Raw genomic sequence first — 15584 nt, 5'->3', positions numbered from 1 at the left:
CGCAAGGACAAGAAGGGAACTCGAAGACAATGTCTACACGTTTCGCGGACAAGGTCGTGCTCATCACCGGGGCGAGCTCGGGTGTCGGAAAGGCAGTGGCCCTGCGAACGGCGACCGAGGGCGCGGCGGTGGTGCTCGGCGCTCGCGGAAAGGACGCGGGCGAGCAGGTCGCGGCCGATATCCGCGCGGCGGGCGGCCGGGCGATTTTCGTGCCGACCGATGTCACCGTCGAGAACGACCTCGCCCGACTGACCCAGGCGGCACTCACCGAATACGGTCGCTTGGACGCAGCATTCAACAATGCGGGCGCCGTCAACGCCTTCGGCCCGGTCGAGCAGATCGACGAGGCAGGGTGGCGCGCCGATCTCGAACTCAACCTGACCAGCGTGTTCTATGGTCTGCGCCACCAGGTTCCGGCGATTGTCGCCTCGGGCGGCGGCGCGATCCTCAACAACGCCTCGAACCTCGGAGTGGTCGGCATGGGTTCGGTGGCGCCGTATGTGGCGGCCAAGCACGGTGTTGTCGGGCTGACCCGCGCGGTGGCGCTGGAGGCCGCCGAACAGGGTGTTCGCGTCAATGCGCTGGTCTCCGGCGCGGTCGACACGCCAGCTTTCCGCAACTCGATGGGTGCGACGCCCGAGGGTGCAGCGGCCATCGCCGCCCTGCATCCGCTCGGCCGGATCAGCAAGCCGACGGAGATTGCCTCGTTCTGTGCCTACCTGCTGAGCGATGAGGCCAGCTTCATTACCGGCGCTGCGCTCGCGATCGATGGTGGTTTCACCGCCAAGTAATCGTCAACCGGCACCTCGGCCCGGCACTCGCCCTCATCGCGTCGCCGTGCGCCGAGGTGCCGACCGCCGTCACGGACCCTACCGCGCATCCACGATGTCGGCATCCGTTACACAGCGCGAATACGACACTGGCGCGCATGCGCCGCGCCAGTCAGGCGCGGGCTAGCAGATGGCGCACTATACCGGTTCGCGCCGCGGTTCGGCGTGCCACGACCGAGGGCCGACGACGGTGCACCAAATGATCGAAATCCATGGCGCCACCGGTTGGATGAGATAACCGACCCGCATTGAAATCATCGGCCAACTGGCGCACCGTCTCCTGCGCACAGGATTTGTTGGTGCCGATGAATCCGGTGGGACCACGCTTGATCCAGCCGGTGACATACGTTCCGGGCAGCACCGCACCGCCGGACTGTTCCAGTACGCGGCCGTGCCGGTTCGGCATCACGGCGGACTGCTCGTCGAATGGCAGGCCGGGTAAGGCGACACCGCGATAACCGACCGACGTGAGCACCAGTCCCGCATCCAACCGCTCGGTCTCCCCCGTCGCCACAGCTCGAACGCGACCATCCGGCTCCGTGACGAGTTCATTGCGGCTCACCTCGATACCGGTTACCTCATCGGTACCCAGAATCGTGGTCGGTGCGGCCAGATATCGGAAGACGATCCGCCTGCGCGCACCGCACGGCCGCTCGGTCACGCTGCCCCCTTCGAGCGACCCGCGAGCAGTCGCTACGGAGCGCAATAGCCGCAGCTTCTGCTCGACCTGATACGGCAGGTCATCGGTCACCGTGGGCAGTTCGCCCTCGATCGCGATATCGATATCCGCGCCGAGCAGCCCGACGAATTCCGGCACCGTGAAAGCGGATTCGGCCGGACCGCGCCGACCGAGGACGACCACTTCCTCGATCTTGCTCTCCCGCAGCGCCTGCAGCGCATGGGGTGCGATATCGGTGCCCGCCAGCGCTTCTGGATCGCTGGCCAGAATGCGCGCCACATCGAGGGCCACATTGCCATTGCCGACGATGACGGCCCGACGCTGCGACAGATCGAATGTGCGCCCGGCATGATCCGGATGCCCGTTGTACCAGGCGACGAAGTCGGTGGCGGACACATTGCCTGCCAACCCTTCTCCTGGAATGCCGAGCTTACGATCCGAGGACGCACCAACCGCGTAGATCACCGCATGGAAGTGCGCAAGCAGCTCGGCATGCGAAATATGTTTGCCCACTTCGATATTCAGGTACGACTCGAAACCGGGCTGCGCCGAGATGATATCGAAGAGCTTATCGACCTGCCGGGTCTTGGCATGGTCCGGCGCGACGCCGTATCTGGCGAGTCCGTGGGGTACCGGAAGTCGATCGAGGACCGTCACAGTGACATCGGGCTGGCTCAGCAGTTCATCGGCCGCGTACATGGCCGAGGGGCCGGATCCGACGATCGCCACCCGCAGCGGCTGACGCTTGGTGTGGATCTCGGCCGCGGGCACCGGCTTCGCCAGCAGCGGCCGCGGCCGCGCCTGCCGGTAGAAGTCGGCATTGATCTCGATGAACGGCTGCTGCCCGGCAGTCAACTGCTTCGACGATGTGATGGCATCGACCGGGCACGCGCTCGCACACGCGCCACAATCCACGCACGCCTGCGGGTCGACATACAGCATCTCCGCGGTCAGAAAATCCGGTTCATCGGGCGTGGGATGGATACAGTTGACCGGGCAGGCGTAAACGCAGGACGCATCGCTACAACAGGACTGCGTGACGACGTACGGCACGTCAGGCGGCCCTGACCGTGCGCAGCGGCTCCGAGCGGTAGCGGGTGGTGTGGCCGTCGATCTTCAGCAGCTTCCAGACCGCCTTGCCGATGGGGTTCATCAGGCCGATGTCCTTGGCCAGTGTGCGCACATCGCCGAAGAAGTCGCTGAACTCCTGCTTGGCCTGCTTGGATCCGTAGAACAGCTCCTGGCGCACCTCGTCCGGAATATCGAACTCCTTGAAGAACGACCGGGGCGGGGTGTAGATGGAGCGGCCGAGGATGAACATGACGATCGGCATCACGATCGAAAGCACCAACTTATCGGCCGCATTCTTCTCGGGCACATGCTGTTTGAGGAATTCATGCGCGAAGGAGATGTGGCGCGCCTCCTCGGCGACGTGAATCGCCATCACGCCGCGCATGATCGGATGCACCTGCTCACCCGAGCGCAGAATTGCCTTCTGAATGTGGTCGATCGGTTCCTCACCCGCGAGTACGGCCATGAAGAACAGATTCGGGAACAGCGCGGCCACCGGCGCACCGATGTACTTGAACTTGCGCACCAGCGGACCCATACCGGGAACGTCCAGACCGATCCGGTTGACCATCTCCTGGAACATCAGGGTGTGGTTGTGCTCCTCGATCATTTCGTGGGAGCAGTAGCGGAATTCGGGCGAACCGTTGGGCAGGCCGAAGGTGTGTGTCACCATGCCGCTGATCAGAATGGATTCGAACTGCAGACCAACCTTGGCGACATTGGCTTGGCGGTACTTGCCGATCGCGATCTTCCGGTCCAGCGGCAGCGCCTGGTACCAGGGGTGGCGACCGAGCGCATCGCCGGATACCGGCAGCACCCAGCGCTCCGCACCGGCATCGGCGGCGAAATCCGGGTTGTCCCAGTCGATGTCCTCGAACGGGTCGAAGTGCTTGTTCACCGAACCTTCGGAGAGCAGCAGCAGCTTGGCGGCATACTCCTGCGCCTTCGCCAGCTCTGGATCGACTGCGGGCGGCACGGCGGTAGACATCGTCGTCACTGCCTCTCCTCGTGGGACACATTTAATGTATCTCATAGTTACACCTACGAGGAGTAACGTCAACCTCGATCAGAATCGGCAGCCCCGGCGGCGCTGCGGAACGCCGCCGGGTCTGCCCTTCTACCGCAGCCCGAGTTGCGACAAACTCGCGACCACCGTGTCGGCGGGCAGCGCCAGCGCGAGCGCCACTCCAGCGGCCGACATCCCCGTCACGATCGCCACCCGGGCCAAGCGGCGCCTGGTACGCCTGGAAAGCAAGAGGGCGCGCGCTGTCGCTCTGCGGTCTGCGCCGCGCCGATGATCATGTCCGGCCGCATCCTCGTCCGCGGCGGCGGCGCGACGCGCCATGATGGCGGCGCCATCGGCGATCGTGCGCTCCGGATCCGGGGCCGTGATCACCGGACGCGCCAGTTCGGCGGCCAGCACCTGGGCCACCTCGACCGGCCGGGCGGCACCGCCGACCAGCAGTACGCAGTCCACATCGGCCATAGTCAGATCCGCCATCCGCAGACAGCGATAGACCACCTTCAGCGAGGATCGGATATGGCTGGTTCGCAATTCGTCGGCGATGCTACCGTCGACTGCACCGGCGCTGGTCCCGCTTCCGACCCGCGCGGCGACCAGCGCGCCGAAGGCGCGCCCGCCGAATTCCGTCGAACGAACCGGTATACCGACAATCGGATTGCGCGGACAGCCCGCGCCGACTCGCACCAGGGTGATATCGAGGTTTGCCCCACCTAGGTCATAGACCAGGGCAAGGCCGGGCATCAGCGGCCCGCGTTCGGCCTCGAGCCAGGTGGCCGCCGCGACGGGTTCGGCGACCAGCGCGACATGACTCAGGCCGATCGCGTCCAGCGCCGCACGCATTTCCCCCACTTGGCCCTCGGTATAGCCCGCCGGATGCGTCAGTATGACTCCCGCACCAACGTCTCCACGATCACGACGCACCTCGGTGATCAGACATTCCGCGACGACCGCGACGAGATCCGCCGCGGTCAGCGGCCGGTGCCCGATCCTGGCCTGCTTGGTCTTGCGTTGACTCAGGTCCGCGAATTCGGTGATGGCGCGCCCGTGCCGCGGAATCATGCCGACCCTGGCCATTCCGGTGCTGTCGAAGGTGAGGGTGGTGCGGCGGGCGATCGCGGGCGAACGTTGGGCGGCGGAGCGGCGACCGGGTGGAGCCTTGGCCGAATGCTCCTCCGCCAGAGCGGAAACCGTGTTCACCGTGCCTATGCTCAAACCGAGACCAACCGCCATCGCACAATCCTCTGATCGCCGAGCCGATTTGCTTCGAACCTCATTCAGGCAACCACTCCGCGACCTTCCTGCCAACCACCGGACACACGGTTGTCCGCATGCCGCCGCCACCGACATGGGCCGCACCGGATCCCGGCTCACCTGGCACGGGACCTGACGCGCCGACGTCGTGGCCCTATCTTCTTACGGCGCGCCGGAATTCGACAATGACCTGTTGCCGTTTGCCAGCCGGCTGCTGCCCGAGCTTCCGATTTCCCGCACCGGCATTCGTGAGCGATTCCGGTGCGGGAAATCAAAAACCATTGCGGCCGTTGGCAACTGACTAGCACCTCCCAGCACCGGTTGGGCATTCGCCGCGCGCCGCACCGGCCCCCGCCGTGGCCCGAGCACCCGTACCACCATCTGCGGGGCCTGCTCCTGCCGTCGCGCGTACGCCATTGGAAAACCCGAGCGCTGCGTGGCCGGCCACAGTGGCATCGCCTGGTAGTCCGGCGCGCGGCCCAGCAGCGCGTCCAGGAATCGCTCGGTCGTGTAGCGCAGATCGGTGAGCTGCTGGCCGAACCATCCGGTGCGCGGACTTCCGGCGTTGTGGTGCGGCGCTTGCCGGACCGGACTGGATTATCACCGCGGCGCGGGCAGCGGCCAGCGCGAGAAATATCTTACTTCGAATTGACATAGTGGTCGATCAGCTCTCCGAGCGGCCGGATCGGTTCATCCGGGCCGAGTTCTACGACCATTGCGAATGCTCACATCGAATTACGTTCCCATAACTCATCGGAACCACTAGCGTGTGTTTCGCATTCAGCACAATGGGAGACATGGAAACCGGAGTTCGGTTTCGACACACCATGAATGGCTGCGGATTTCGTGCAGACGCAATCCGCGGCCGTAAAGCGGAGTCGAATTCGCGGCATGCGCCGTGGGCCGCGAATCGAACAGAGCCCTTATCCCGCAGGCAGTTCCGGAATTCGGGTGGCGCGGGCATAGACGGTTTCCCCGTCGCTGAGCTGCAGTGCCTCGGCATCACCGCGGGTCACCTGGGCGGCGAACAAATCACCGGTGGCGGCATTGCGCAACTCGACGCGTACCTCGAAGCCGAGGTGTACAACGCGTTCCACGGTGGCGCGGGTAACGCCCGCCGATTCCGCGGTGCCCTCGTTCTTCGCCAGCGCCATGCTGGCATCGCGGCCGACGCGAATATCGTGCGGACGCACCAGATGTCCGTTGAGGCGGGCCACCGCGCCGAGGAAGGACATGACAAATTCGTTGGCCGGCCGGTCGTAGACATCCTCTGGGCTGCCGATCTGTTCGATGCGGCCCTTGTTCATCACCGCGATCCGGTCGGCGACATCGAGTGCCTCCTCCTGGTCGTGGGTGACCAGCACGGTGGTCACATGAACCTCCTCATGCAACCTGCGCAGCCAGGTGCGCAGATCGGCGCGCACCTTGGCGTCGAGCGCGCCGAACGGCTCGTCGAGCAGCAGCACCTGCGGGTCGACCGCTAGCGCGCGAGCCAGTGCCATACGCTGACGTTGACCACCGGAGAGCTGGGCCGGGTAGCGGTGTTGGAAGCCGTCCAGGCCGACGATGCCGAGCAATTCATCGACGCGCTTGGCGATTTCGCCCTTGGGACGCTTGCGGATCTTGAGTCCGAAGGCCACGTTATCGCGCACAGTCATATGTTTGAACGCGGCGTAATGCTGGAATACGAAGCCGATATCGCGTTTCTGCGGCGGTATATGGGTGACATCGTTGCCCACGATGGTGACGACGCCGGAATCGAGCGACTCCAGGCCGGCGATCGAGCGCAGCAGCGTCGACTTGCCCGAACCCGACGGGCCGAGCAGGGCGGTCAGCTCTCCCGACGGGATCTCGATGCTGACATCGTCCAGGGCAGCGAAGGAACCATAGTTCTTCTTCGCATTGGTCACGGTGATCACTTGGTGCCCCGCTTACGTTCGAGGAGGGTCATCAACAGAAGGACTACGAGGGCCAGGCCCATCAGCAGGGTCGCGGCGGAGTATGCGCCGAAGGTGTTGTGGTCGTTGATGTATCGACCGTGTACGAGCAGAGTCAGCGTCAGCGATTTACCCGGCAGCGCCGAGGACACCATGATCACCGCGCCGAATTCGCCGAGCGCACGCGCGACGGTCAGCACGACACCGTAGGTCAGACCCCAACGAATCGCCGGCAGGGTGATCCGCCAGAACGTCTGCCAGCGAGATGCGCCCAGGGTGGCCGCAGCCTGCTCCTGATCGTCGCCGATCTCGTGCAGCACCGGCTCGACCTCGCGCACCACGAAGGGCAGCGTCACGAAGATCGTCGCGATCACCATACCGGGCAGATTGAAGATCACCTTGAAACCGATGTCTTCGAGCCCGCCGAACCAACCGTCGGCACCCCACAGCAGGATCAGCGCGACACCGACGACGACCGGCGAGACGGCGAAGGGCAGATCCACGATGCCCTGCACCAGTGTTCGGCCCGGGAACTTGCCGCGCACCAGGGCGATCGCGGTAACGATGCCGAAGATGACATTCACCGGGACCACGATCGCCACGATGAGGATCGACAGTTGGAACGCCGAGATCGCCGCGGGCGTGGAGATCGAGTCGATGAACGCGCCGATCCCCTTCTCGAAGGTGCGCCACAGGATGATGATCAGCGGCAGCACCAGCAGGATGAACAGGTAGCCGAGCGCAACCACGCGCAGCGAAATACGGGTCGGCCAGGACAGATTCATCGCGCCTCCTGCTCTTTGCGCGCCGTGCGCTCGGCCCACAGCCGCAGCACCAGCAGGGTCGCGAACGAGATGACCAACAGTGCGACCGAAACCGCCGCCGCGTTTACCGGCCGGTCGATCTCGATCTGCTTCTGGATGTACTGCGAGGCCATTTCGGTCTTGCGCGGAATGGCGCCACCGATCAGCACCACCGAACCGTATTCGCCGATGGCGCGGGCGAAGGCGAGGCCGCCGCCGCTGATGATGGCGGGCGCCAGGGTCGGCAAAACGATGCGGCGGAAAGTGGTCCAGTTATCCGCGCCGAGCGACATCGCGGCCTGCTCGACCTCGCGATCGGCCTCGATGAGCACCGGCTGCACGGAGCGGACCACGAACGGCAGCGTGACGAACGCCAGCGCCACCACGAGGCCGGGCTGGGTGGCATTGAGGTGGATATCGATCGGACTCTGCGGACCGTAGAGCGACAGCAGCACAATGCTCGCGACGATGGTCGGCAGCGCGAACGGCAGATCGATCAGCGCATTGACGATGCTCTTGCCCGGAAACTCGTCGCGGACCAGCACCCAGGCGATCAGCGTGCCCATCACCACATTGATGATCGCCACCACCACGGAGACGAATACCGTGATGCGCAGCGAGTCGATGGCCGCGGGCGCGGTGACGGCATCCCAGAATCCGGACCAGCCGTCATCGAATGAGGTGACGGTGAGCGCGGCCAGCGGTAGCAGCACGATAATGCTGAGCCAGAGCACCGTGGTGGCAATGCCGAGCGGACCAACCGAACCGGTTACCCGCAGCCAGGACCAGTTCCGTCCGGCAGCCTTGGGGGTGGTGTCTTCGGAGCCGCCGGGAGCGAGCGCATGCCCGATCCCGGCGCTACTGCTGTCAGTCACAATCGTCGAGTATCCTGTTTCGATTTGCGGCGTGCGCCGTGCTCTCCGCGGTTACGCAAGCTGCCTCCGCCAAGCCCAACGCACACACTGCGGGGTTTCGGATCACCGAATCACCTGGTGGCCTTGTCGTAGATGACCGCGACGGAACCGGTGTTCGGGGTGAACAGATCCTTGTCGACGGTCTTCCAGCCACCGAGATCGGCGATGGTCCACAGCTTCTGCGGAGTCGGGAAGTCCTTGGCGTAGTCGGCGGCCACCTTTGGATCCACCGGGCGGAATCCGGCCGAGGCCCATGCCCTTTGGCCTTCGGTGGTGAACAGGAAGTCGCGGAAGGCGATCGCCGTGTCGAGATGCTTGCTGCTCTTCAGCACCGCGACCGGGTTCTCGATCTTGAAGGTGGTCGGCGGCACGATGTGCTCGATCGGGTCACCGTTGCGCTCGGAGAAGATCGCCTCGTTCTCGTAGCTCAGCAGCACGTCACCGGTGCCCTGCAGGAAGGTCTCGGTGGCTTCGCGGCCCGACTTCGGTTGCACCTGTACATGCTCGGAGGAGATGAGCTGGCTCAGATAGCCCAGACCCGCCTGCGGGTTCTTGCCGCCGTCGCTCTTGGCCGCGTATGGCGCGAGCAGATTCCACTTGGCCGAGCCCGAGCTGAACGGGTTCGGGGTGACAACCTGGATGCCCGGCGCGAGCAGATCGTCCCAGTCCTTGATGCCCTTCGGATTGCCCTTGCGCACCACGATCGCGACGACCGAGCCGAACGGAATTCCCTTGGTGGCGTCGGCATTCCAGCTCGGGTCGACCAGACCGGCGTCGACCAGGCGAGTGATATCGGGCTCGACCGAGAAGTTGACGACATCGGCCTCGGCGCCGTCCTTGACCTTGCGGGACTGATCGCCCGACGCACCGTAGGAGCCGTTGATCGTGACGCCCTTGCCCTTATCGGTCTTGTTGAACTCGGGCACGACCTTGTCGAAACCGGGCTTCGGGACGGCGTAGGCGTACAGGTTGAGGGTGCCGCCGCTGCCGTCGGCCCCACCTCCACCCACGGTGTCGCTCGCTCCACCACCGCACGCGGTGAGCATGACGGCGGCGACGGCCGTCAGGGCGGCGACCACCAGACGACGGTGCGATCGGGACGATCCGAGGAGCAAGGACCTGGGTGACATGGGTGGAACCTTTCCCTATGTGCTCCGCCGCGACGACGTGGACGAGTTGTCGCGCCGGTAGAAATGCGGCGCGACTAGTCAACCGAAGGTCGGGGATTCGGACACTGCTGCGAAAAAGTTTGCGCGCCAGTCTAGAGAACTAGAGAAAGATGGGTGCGCAGCAGCGCCCGGCGCCGATCAGCGACAGAGGATGTCCGCGACCGCGAGATTGCCGACAGCGATCAACGCCAATTCATGGCGGACCTGCGGGACGGCATTCGAAGACACGGGCAGACTGTAGCAGAGAAAATGACATCAGCTCGAATCAACGTCAGCTATCCGCTCACAAGCCACAAAAACCGACAAAATTCCAGGAAGAGTGGGGTTTCATCCCATGACTACCAGCCCGGATCGCGTTCGCACCCGGTTTCCCGAAATCAGCACCCGTGCGTGGGAGCATCCTGCCGATCGCACCGCGCTGGTGACATTGCGCTCGCTCGCCGGTTTCGACACCATCTTGCGCACCCTGTCGGGACTACTGCAGGAACGCCAGCACCGCCTTCTCTATCTCGCGACCGCCGTTCGCGTGGACGAGCGTCAGTTCCGGTCACTACACCAGTTACGTCAGGACTGCGTGGAGATCCTGGACGCCCGCACTACACCGGAGATGTTCGTGCTGCAGAGCCCACATGTGAACGCCTTCACCATCGGCATGGACCAGCCGTTCATCGTGCTCACGACCGGGCTGATCGATCTGATGGACACCGAGGAGCTGCGCTTCATCGTCGGTCACGAACTCGGGCACGCGCTGTCCGGGCATGCGGTGTACCGCACCATGCTCATGCATCTGCTGCGCATTTCGGCCAATCTGGGCTGGGTGCCGGTGGGTGGCTGGGCACTGCGCGCGATCGTTGCCGCGCTGATGGAGTGGAGCCGCAAATCCGAGTTGTCCGGCGATCGGGCCGGACTGCTGTGCGGTCAGGATGTCGAGGCGTCGGTGCGGGTGCATATGAAGACCGCGGGCGGCACCTGGATCAAGGAGATGAACCACGGCGCGTTCCTGCAGCAGGCCGATGACTACGAGCGCTCCGGCGATCTACGCGACGGTGTGCTGAAGCTGCTCAATCTGGAACTGCAGAGCCATCCGTTCTCGGTGCTGCGGGCCGCGGAGTTGCGCCGCTGGATCCAGTGCGGCGACTACAACCGCATCCTCGGCGGGGACTATCCGCGCCGCGCACACGATAAGAACGCCAAGATCAGCGATGAGATCAAAGAGGCCGCACGCACCTATCGGCAGAACTTCGACCAGTCGGACGATCCGCTGATCCGCACCGTACGCAACCTCGGGCACGATGTCGGATCCGCGGTGAGCACGGTCGGCCATGAGGTCGGCGAAACCGTCTCCAAAATCGGCAAGCGGTTCAACGACTGGCGCACCGGCGCGGACCGCGACGAAGCTAACGAGTAATGAGCCAGGCGATGACCACGAGCACGAGCAGGGCGATCAAGGCGAGCTGAACGCGGGAGCGCGGCATCAACGCGCCCCGCTCTGCGCGGTCTCGCGCACCGCGACCGGCTCGGGCAGAGTCGGCTCGGGGGCCACGACATCTTCGACGGTGAGTGTCGTCGCGGGCATGCGATTACGGCCGAGCAGTTGCAGCGAGATCCGCAGCAGCCGGTCCAGCAGGTAGGCGATGGCGAAGCTGACCGGAACCATGCCGACCAACACCACGATGAACTGCGGGATAAACGGCAATCCCGCGGCCCACAGCTCGAAGCCGTCCCACCACCCTGCAATCTGCTGCACGGCACCAGCCTAGCTGTGTTCGATGGCCGCGCCTGCGGCGCGGCGGGTGCTGTGTTTTTGGCCGCGCGGGCGTGGCGGGTTCGCGGCCCCCTGCTGTCTCGCGTCCAGGTCGTCGAGACTCGCGACTTCGTCGAACTCCTCGCTCGTCAGACAGAGATCCGTCTCGGCTGAGTTCACGTGGCACGTTTCGCTATGGTCAGGGCGCGGTGATCGGGGGTTTCGGCGCGGGCGGTGGACGGCGAACGCGGACGGACCGAAGATGAGGTATGGCGCCTTCCGATGAACTGACCGTTGACGAGCCTGCCGACGTGCCCGCCCTCAGCCAGCTGGGTGAGGTGCGCCAGCACGCCACCTATCCGCCGATCGACGATTACGCGTTCCTGTCCGACTGTGAGACCAGCTGTCTGATCGCCAGCAATGGCGGTGTCGAGTGGATGTGCGTGCCGCGCCCCGATTCGCCGAGCATCTTCGGCGCGATGCTCGATCGCAGCGCCGGGCATTTCCGGATCGGCCCGTATGGGGTCAATGTGCCCGCGGCGCGGCGGTATCTGCCCGGCGGCATGATCCTGGAGACCACCTGGCAGTCCGAGACCGGCTGGCTGATCGTGCGCGACGCGCTGGTACTCGGTCCCTGGCACAATAACGATCAGCGCAGCAAGACCCATCGCCGCACGCCGATGGATTGGGATGCCGAGCACGTGCTGTTGCGCACGGTGAAGTGCGTGAACGGCACGGTCGAGCTGGAGATGAGCTGCGAACCCGCCTTCGATTACCATCGCGCCCCGGCCCGCTGGGAGTACACCGGCAAGGTGTACGAGGAGGCCACCGCGGTGCGCACCACCGATCCGACGGTGGGCCCGACGCTGGTGCTGACCACCGACCTGCGATTGGGACTCGAGGGCCGCGAGGCCCGCGCCAGGACCAGGATGAAAGAGGGCGACGAGGTATTCGTCGCGCTGACCTGGTCGGAGCTGCCCGCGCCGCGCACCTTCGAGGAGGCGGCGCAGAAGATGTGGCAGACCACCGAATGCTGGCGGGAGTGGATCACTCTCGGCGATTTCCCGGATCATCCGTGGCGCAACTACTTGCAGCGCAGTGCGCTCACGCTGAAGGGACTCACCTACGCGCCGACCGGTGCGCTGATGGCCGCCGCGACCACCTCGCTGCCGGAAACCCCTGGCGGCCAACGCAACTGGGACTACCGCTATACCTGGGTGCGTGATTCCAGTTTCGCGCTGTGGGGCCTGTACACCCTTGGCCTCGACCGCGAGGCCAACGACTTCTTCGCCTTCCTCAACGACGCCACCACCGGCGACAACGGCGAAACCGTTCCGCTGCAGGTGCTCTACGGTATCGGCGGCGAACGCGACCTCACCGAGAGCACGCTCGACAACCTGACCGGCTACGACGGCGCCAAACCCGTACGCATCGGCAACGGCGCGTACAACCAGGACCAGCACGATATCTGGGGCACCATGCTCGACGCGGTGTACCTGCACGTGAAATCCCGCCAACAGGTGCCGGAGTCGCTGTGGCCGCTACTGGAGCGCCAGGTCGAGGCGGCCATTGCGCACTGGCAGGAGCCCGACCGCGGCATCTGGGAGGTCCGCGGTGAGCCACAGCATTTCACCTCGTCGAAGGTGATGTGCTGGCTGGCGCTGGACCGCGGCGCGAAACTGGCCGAACTGCACGGTGAATACGAGCGGGCCACCGAGTGGTACACCGTCGCCGACCAGATCAAGGCCGATATCCTCACCAACGGCGTGAATGCCGACGGCGTCTTCACCCAGACCTACGGCGGCGACACCCTGGACGCGTCACTGCTGCTGGTGGTGCTGAACCGCTTCCTGCCGCCCACCGACCATCGGGTGCGCGCGACCGTGCTCTCGATCGCCGACCGGCTCACCGAGAACGGTCTGGTGCTGCGCTACCGGACCGAAACCACCGATGACGGTTTGACCGGCACGGAGGGCACCTTCACCATCTGCTCGTTCTGGTTGGTCTCCGCGCTGGTGGAGATCGGCGAACTGCAGCGGGCCCGGCATCTGTGCGAGCGGCTGCTCGGCTATGCGAGTCCGCTGCGGCTCTACGCCGAGGAGATCGATTCGCGCAGTGGACGTCATCTCGGCAACTTCCCGCAGGCATTCACCCATCTGGCGCTGATCAATGCGGTGACGCATGTGATCAGGGCCGAGCAGTCACACAACTCCGGCAGGTTCCTGCCGGCGCATACGCCGACAAGCGTTCCGGCCTGACAGACGAGCACAGCCGTCCCGTCTACGCGCCGGCACTGGGGCCTGCCTACGCGGCAGCGCCGGGTCCGGCCTACGCGACAGCGCTGATCCCATCGGCCTCGGCGCGCAACCCGCGCAACCTGCCTAGTTGCACGTCCAGATCGGCAATGCGTTCCTCACGGTGATCGCCGTATCTCCCATAGGCCACCTCCGCGACGCGCAACCGTTCGTCGGCGGCGCGGAGTACATCGGTGGCGACATCGGTGAAGTGATCGCGCAACGCGCGCTGCATGGCGCGCAACCGATTTCGCGATTCCTTACCGACCTGGAAGATCACATCGTCCATCAATCTGGCCACCGAAACCTTGGCCTCGGCCTGACGGCGCTGCTTACGCGCCTTGCGATCGTCCCACAGCGCATTGGCGCCGAGCAGCAACGCGGCGGCGGCCGAATACCAGTTCACCAGTGGCATTTTCAGCAGACTGGTGAGCACACCGACCATCAGCAGACCGCCGTAGGACCCGCGCATAACGGTCAGGAATTGACCGAGCACACCGGCTTTCGCGCTGCTCAGCGGATCCAGCGGCGCGACCTGGTCGAGCACTTCACCCGGATTTTCCAGGCGTAGGTCCGGTAGCGGCGGGGTGCGGTGATCAGCGGGGAATTTGGCGGCCACCTGTTCGGACAATTCCACCGCCCGGTAATGGGCGACCATGAAATTCTCTTCAACAGCCTCGCAGACACGCGCGTCCAGATCCGCGCCGAAATCCTGCCAGTGGCGAGCCGGATCGGTCTTGGCTATATCGGCCTCGGCATCGCGCACCAGACTGCGCAGCCGGTGCCGCAGGTCGTGTTCGATATCGGCCATCAGCTCGGTGCTGCCGTCACCGAGGGTGACCTGCCAGTTGGCCGAGCGCTGCCGCAGCTGATCGGCCTGATCGCGAGCGGCGACCAGTTGTTCGGTGATCTCCACCCGGCGGCGCGGATCGCGTAGCGCCTCGGCCTCGGTCCGCAGGGTCACGGCGAGGTGGTCGGCGACCAGCCGGATGTCATTGGCCGCGGCTTCCAGCACCAGGCTGTCGGCCCTAGCCAGCAGGTAGTCGCGTAGATGGTCGACCAGTTGGGGCACACCGGATTCGATATCGCGCTGGTAATTGCCCGCCTGCAGGTGCAGCAGCGCGGAGACCGGCGCCACCGCGAAGCCGAGGCCCGCGGCATCCAATAGCTCACGATTGCGCTGCTGGGTGTGCTGCCAATGCGGATGCAGGTCGATCTTGTTCAGCGCGCAGATGACCGTCGGACAGATCTGCTGGATGCGCGCGAGATAGGCGATCTGCTCCGCGCTGAACTCGGTGCCTGCGTCACCGACGTAGAGCACGGCATCCGCGGCGGCGATCATCGACCAGGTGGTGTGATCCTCGCCGTCGCCTCCGGGTGCGTCCATCAGCACGAGTCCCTCGGCCAGCAGCGGGCTCGGCTCGGTGAATTCGGCGCGGATCACCCCGTCGGCGGCCAGCGCGGGCTCGGGGTCGAGCGGATCGACGGGCTGGCGCTCGATCCGGCCCGCGCCCAGCGATTTCACCAGCTCGGCGGTCGGCTCCGGTCCGTACTCGGCGATCACCGGCACACTCAGCGCACTCTCGGTAGCACTGACCCGCGCCCCGATCAGACCGTTGACCAGGGTGCTCATGCCGTTCTTCGCAGCGCCGACGACCACTAGGCGCAGCCGGGTATCACCGACCCTGGCCCGGACCATGCTCAGCCGGCCGCCCAGGTCTTGTCGGCCCGCGGAGCGGGTCATCTCCTGCAGTCGATCGAGGATTCCGATGACTGGCGCCATCGCCTCCGGATGTTTCACCGTGGCGGCCTCCAGCCCCACTGCGGCAGACAACCGCTCCTCCTCACTGTCGTACGGATATCGCATT

At 65.2% G+C, this 15584-nt stretch carries 15 protein-coding genes; 4 read left to right on the top strand and 11 right to left on the bottom strand.

All coding sequences use genetic code 11. The annotated features are described in order from the left end of the window. Positions 1–29 precede the first annotated feature (29 nt). Positions 30–791 (top strand): glucose 1-dehydrogenase, encoded by a 762-nt coding sequence (locus tag AB0L63_RS17815; RefSeq protein WP_364501541.1) that lies wholly within the window; start codon positions 30–32, stop codon positions 789–791. Positions 792–942: 151 nt separating this feature from the next. On the opposite strand, the gene AB0L63_RS17810 is transcribed toward AB0L63_RS17815, so the two are convergent. The 3 genes from AB0L63_RS17810 to AB0L63_RS17800 all read right to left on the bottom strand — a co-directional run bounded on the left by AB0L63_RS17810 (position 943) and on the right by AB0L63_RS17800 (position 4834). Beyond that, entirely contained in the window at positions 943–2562 is a 1620-nt protein-coding gene (locus tag AB0L63_RS17810; RefSeq protein ID WP_364501539.1) for an FAD-dependent oxidoreductase, read from the bottom strand. Between the two features lies 1 nt (position 2563). Next, positions 2564–3568, bottom strand: a complete 1005-nt coding sequence (locus AB0L63_RS17805; protein WP_364501885.1) for a diiron oxygenase — start codon at positions 3566–3568, stop codon at positions 2564–2566. A 129-nt stretch (positions 3569–3697) separates the two neighbouring features. Continuing rightward, positions 3698–4834 carry an Hsp70 family protein gene (locus AB0L63_RS17800; protein WP_364501536.1) on the bottom strand — a complete coding sequence of 379 codons (1137 nt, stop codon included), beginning with the start codon at positions 4832–4834 and terminating at the stop codon, positions 3698–3700. A gap of 544 nt (positions 4835–5378) precedes the next feature. Here AB0L63_RS17800 and AB0L63_RS17795 point away from each other — a divergent pair. Next, positions 5379–5507 (top strand): hypothetical protein, encoded by a 129-nt coding sequence (locus tag AB0L63_RS17795; RefSeq protein WP_364501533.1) that lies wholly within the window; start codon positions 5379–5381, stop codon positions 5505–5507. A 271-nt stretch (positions 5508–5778) separates the two neighbouring features. On the opposite strand, the gene AB0L63_RS17790 is transcribed toward AB0L63_RS17795, so the two are convergent. The 5 genes from AB0L63_RS17790 to AB0L63_RS17770 form a co-directional block, all read right to left on the bottom strand. Next, positions 5779–6774: a sulfate ABC transporter ATP-binding protein gene (locus AB0L63_RS17790; protein WP_364501530.1), complete on the bottom strand. Its 996-nt coding sequence runs from the start codon at positions 6772–6774 to the stop codon at positions 5779–5781. Then, positions 6771–7577 (bottom strand): sulfate ABC transporter permease subunit CysW, encoded by an 807-nt coding sequence (cysW, locus tag AB0L63_RS17785; RefSeq protein WP_364501527.1) that lies wholly within the window; start codon positions 7575–7577, stop codon positions 6771–6773. Before cysW ends, AB0L63_RS17790 begins: the two co-directional genes overlap by 4 nt. Further along, positions 7574–8374, bottom strand: coding sequence for a sulfate ABC transporter permease subunit CysT (cysT, locus tag AB0L63_RS17780; protein ID WP_364501882.1), 801 nt, complete (start codon positions 8372–8374; stop codon positions 7574–7576). The genes cysW and cysT overlap by 4 nt, the downstream gene beginning before the upstream one ends. 206 nt (positions 8375–8580) lie before the next feature. Continuing rightward, positions 8581–9639: a sulfate ABC transporter substrate-binding protein gene (locus AB0L63_RS17775; RefSeq protein WP_364501524.1), complete on the bottom strand. Its 1059-nt coding sequence runs from the start codon at positions 9637–9639 to the stop codon at positions 8581–8583. A gap of 177 nt (positions 9640–9816) precedes the next feature. After that, positions 9817–9906, bottom strand: coding sequence for an Ms4533A family Cys-rich leader peptide (locus AB0L63_RS17770; RefSeq protein ID WP_324188356.1), 90 nt, complete (start codon positions 9904–9906; stop codon positions 9817–9819). A 106-nt stretch (positions 9907–10012) separates the two neighbouring features. On the opposite strand from AB0L63_RS17770, the gene AB0L63_RS17765 reads away from it, so the two are divergent. Next, positions 10013–11086: a M48 family metallopeptidase gene (locus AB0L63_RS17765; RefSeq protein ID WP_364501522.1), complete on the top strand. Its 1074-nt coding sequence runs from the start codon at positions 10013–10015 to the stop codon at positions 11084–11086. 66 nt (positions 11087–11152) lie between these two features. On the opposite strand, the gene AB0L63_RS17760 is transcribed toward AB0L63_RS17765, so the two are convergent. Then, entirely contained in the window at positions 11153–11425 is a 273-nt protein-coding gene (locus AB0L63_RS17760; protein ID WP_364501519.1) for a hypothetical protein, read from the bottom strand. A gap of 9 nt (positions 11426–11434) precedes the next feature. Then, positions 11435–11602 carry a hypothetical protein gene (locus AB0L63_RS17755; protein ID WP_364501516.1) on the bottom strand — a complete coding sequence of 56 codons (168 nt, stop codon included), beginning with the start codon at positions 11600–11602 and terminating at the stop codon, positions 11435–11437. An 89-nt stretch (positions 11603–11691) separates the two neighbouring features. Between AB0L63_RS17755 and AB0L63_RS17750 the strand changes: the two genes are divergently transcribed. Further along, a complete protein-coding gene (locus tag AB0L63_RS17750) occupies positions 11692–13680 on the top strand; it encodes a glycoside hydrolase family 15 protein (RefSeq protein WP_364501513.1) in 1989 nt (662 codons plus the stop codon). A gap of 70 nt (positions 13681–13750) precedes the next feature. Here AB0L63_RS17750 and AB0L63_RS17745 read toward each other — a convergent pair whose 3' ends face one another. Beyond that, the gene (locus AB0L63_RS17745; protein ID WP_364501510.1) at positions 13751–15550 is read right to left on the bottom strand and encodes a hypothetical protein; all 1800 of its coding nucleotides are present in this window, start codon (positions 15548–15550) and stop codon (positions 13751–13753) included. Positions 15551–15584: the final 34 nt, after the last annotated feature.

The sequence above is a fragment of the Nocardia sp. NPDC051990 genome, assembly GCF_040680755.1.
Classification (GTDB): Bacteria; Actinomycetota; Actinomycetes; order Mycobacteriales; family Mycobacteriaceae; genus Nocardia.
This window is presented reverse-complemented; position numbering and strand designations above follow the sequence as displayed.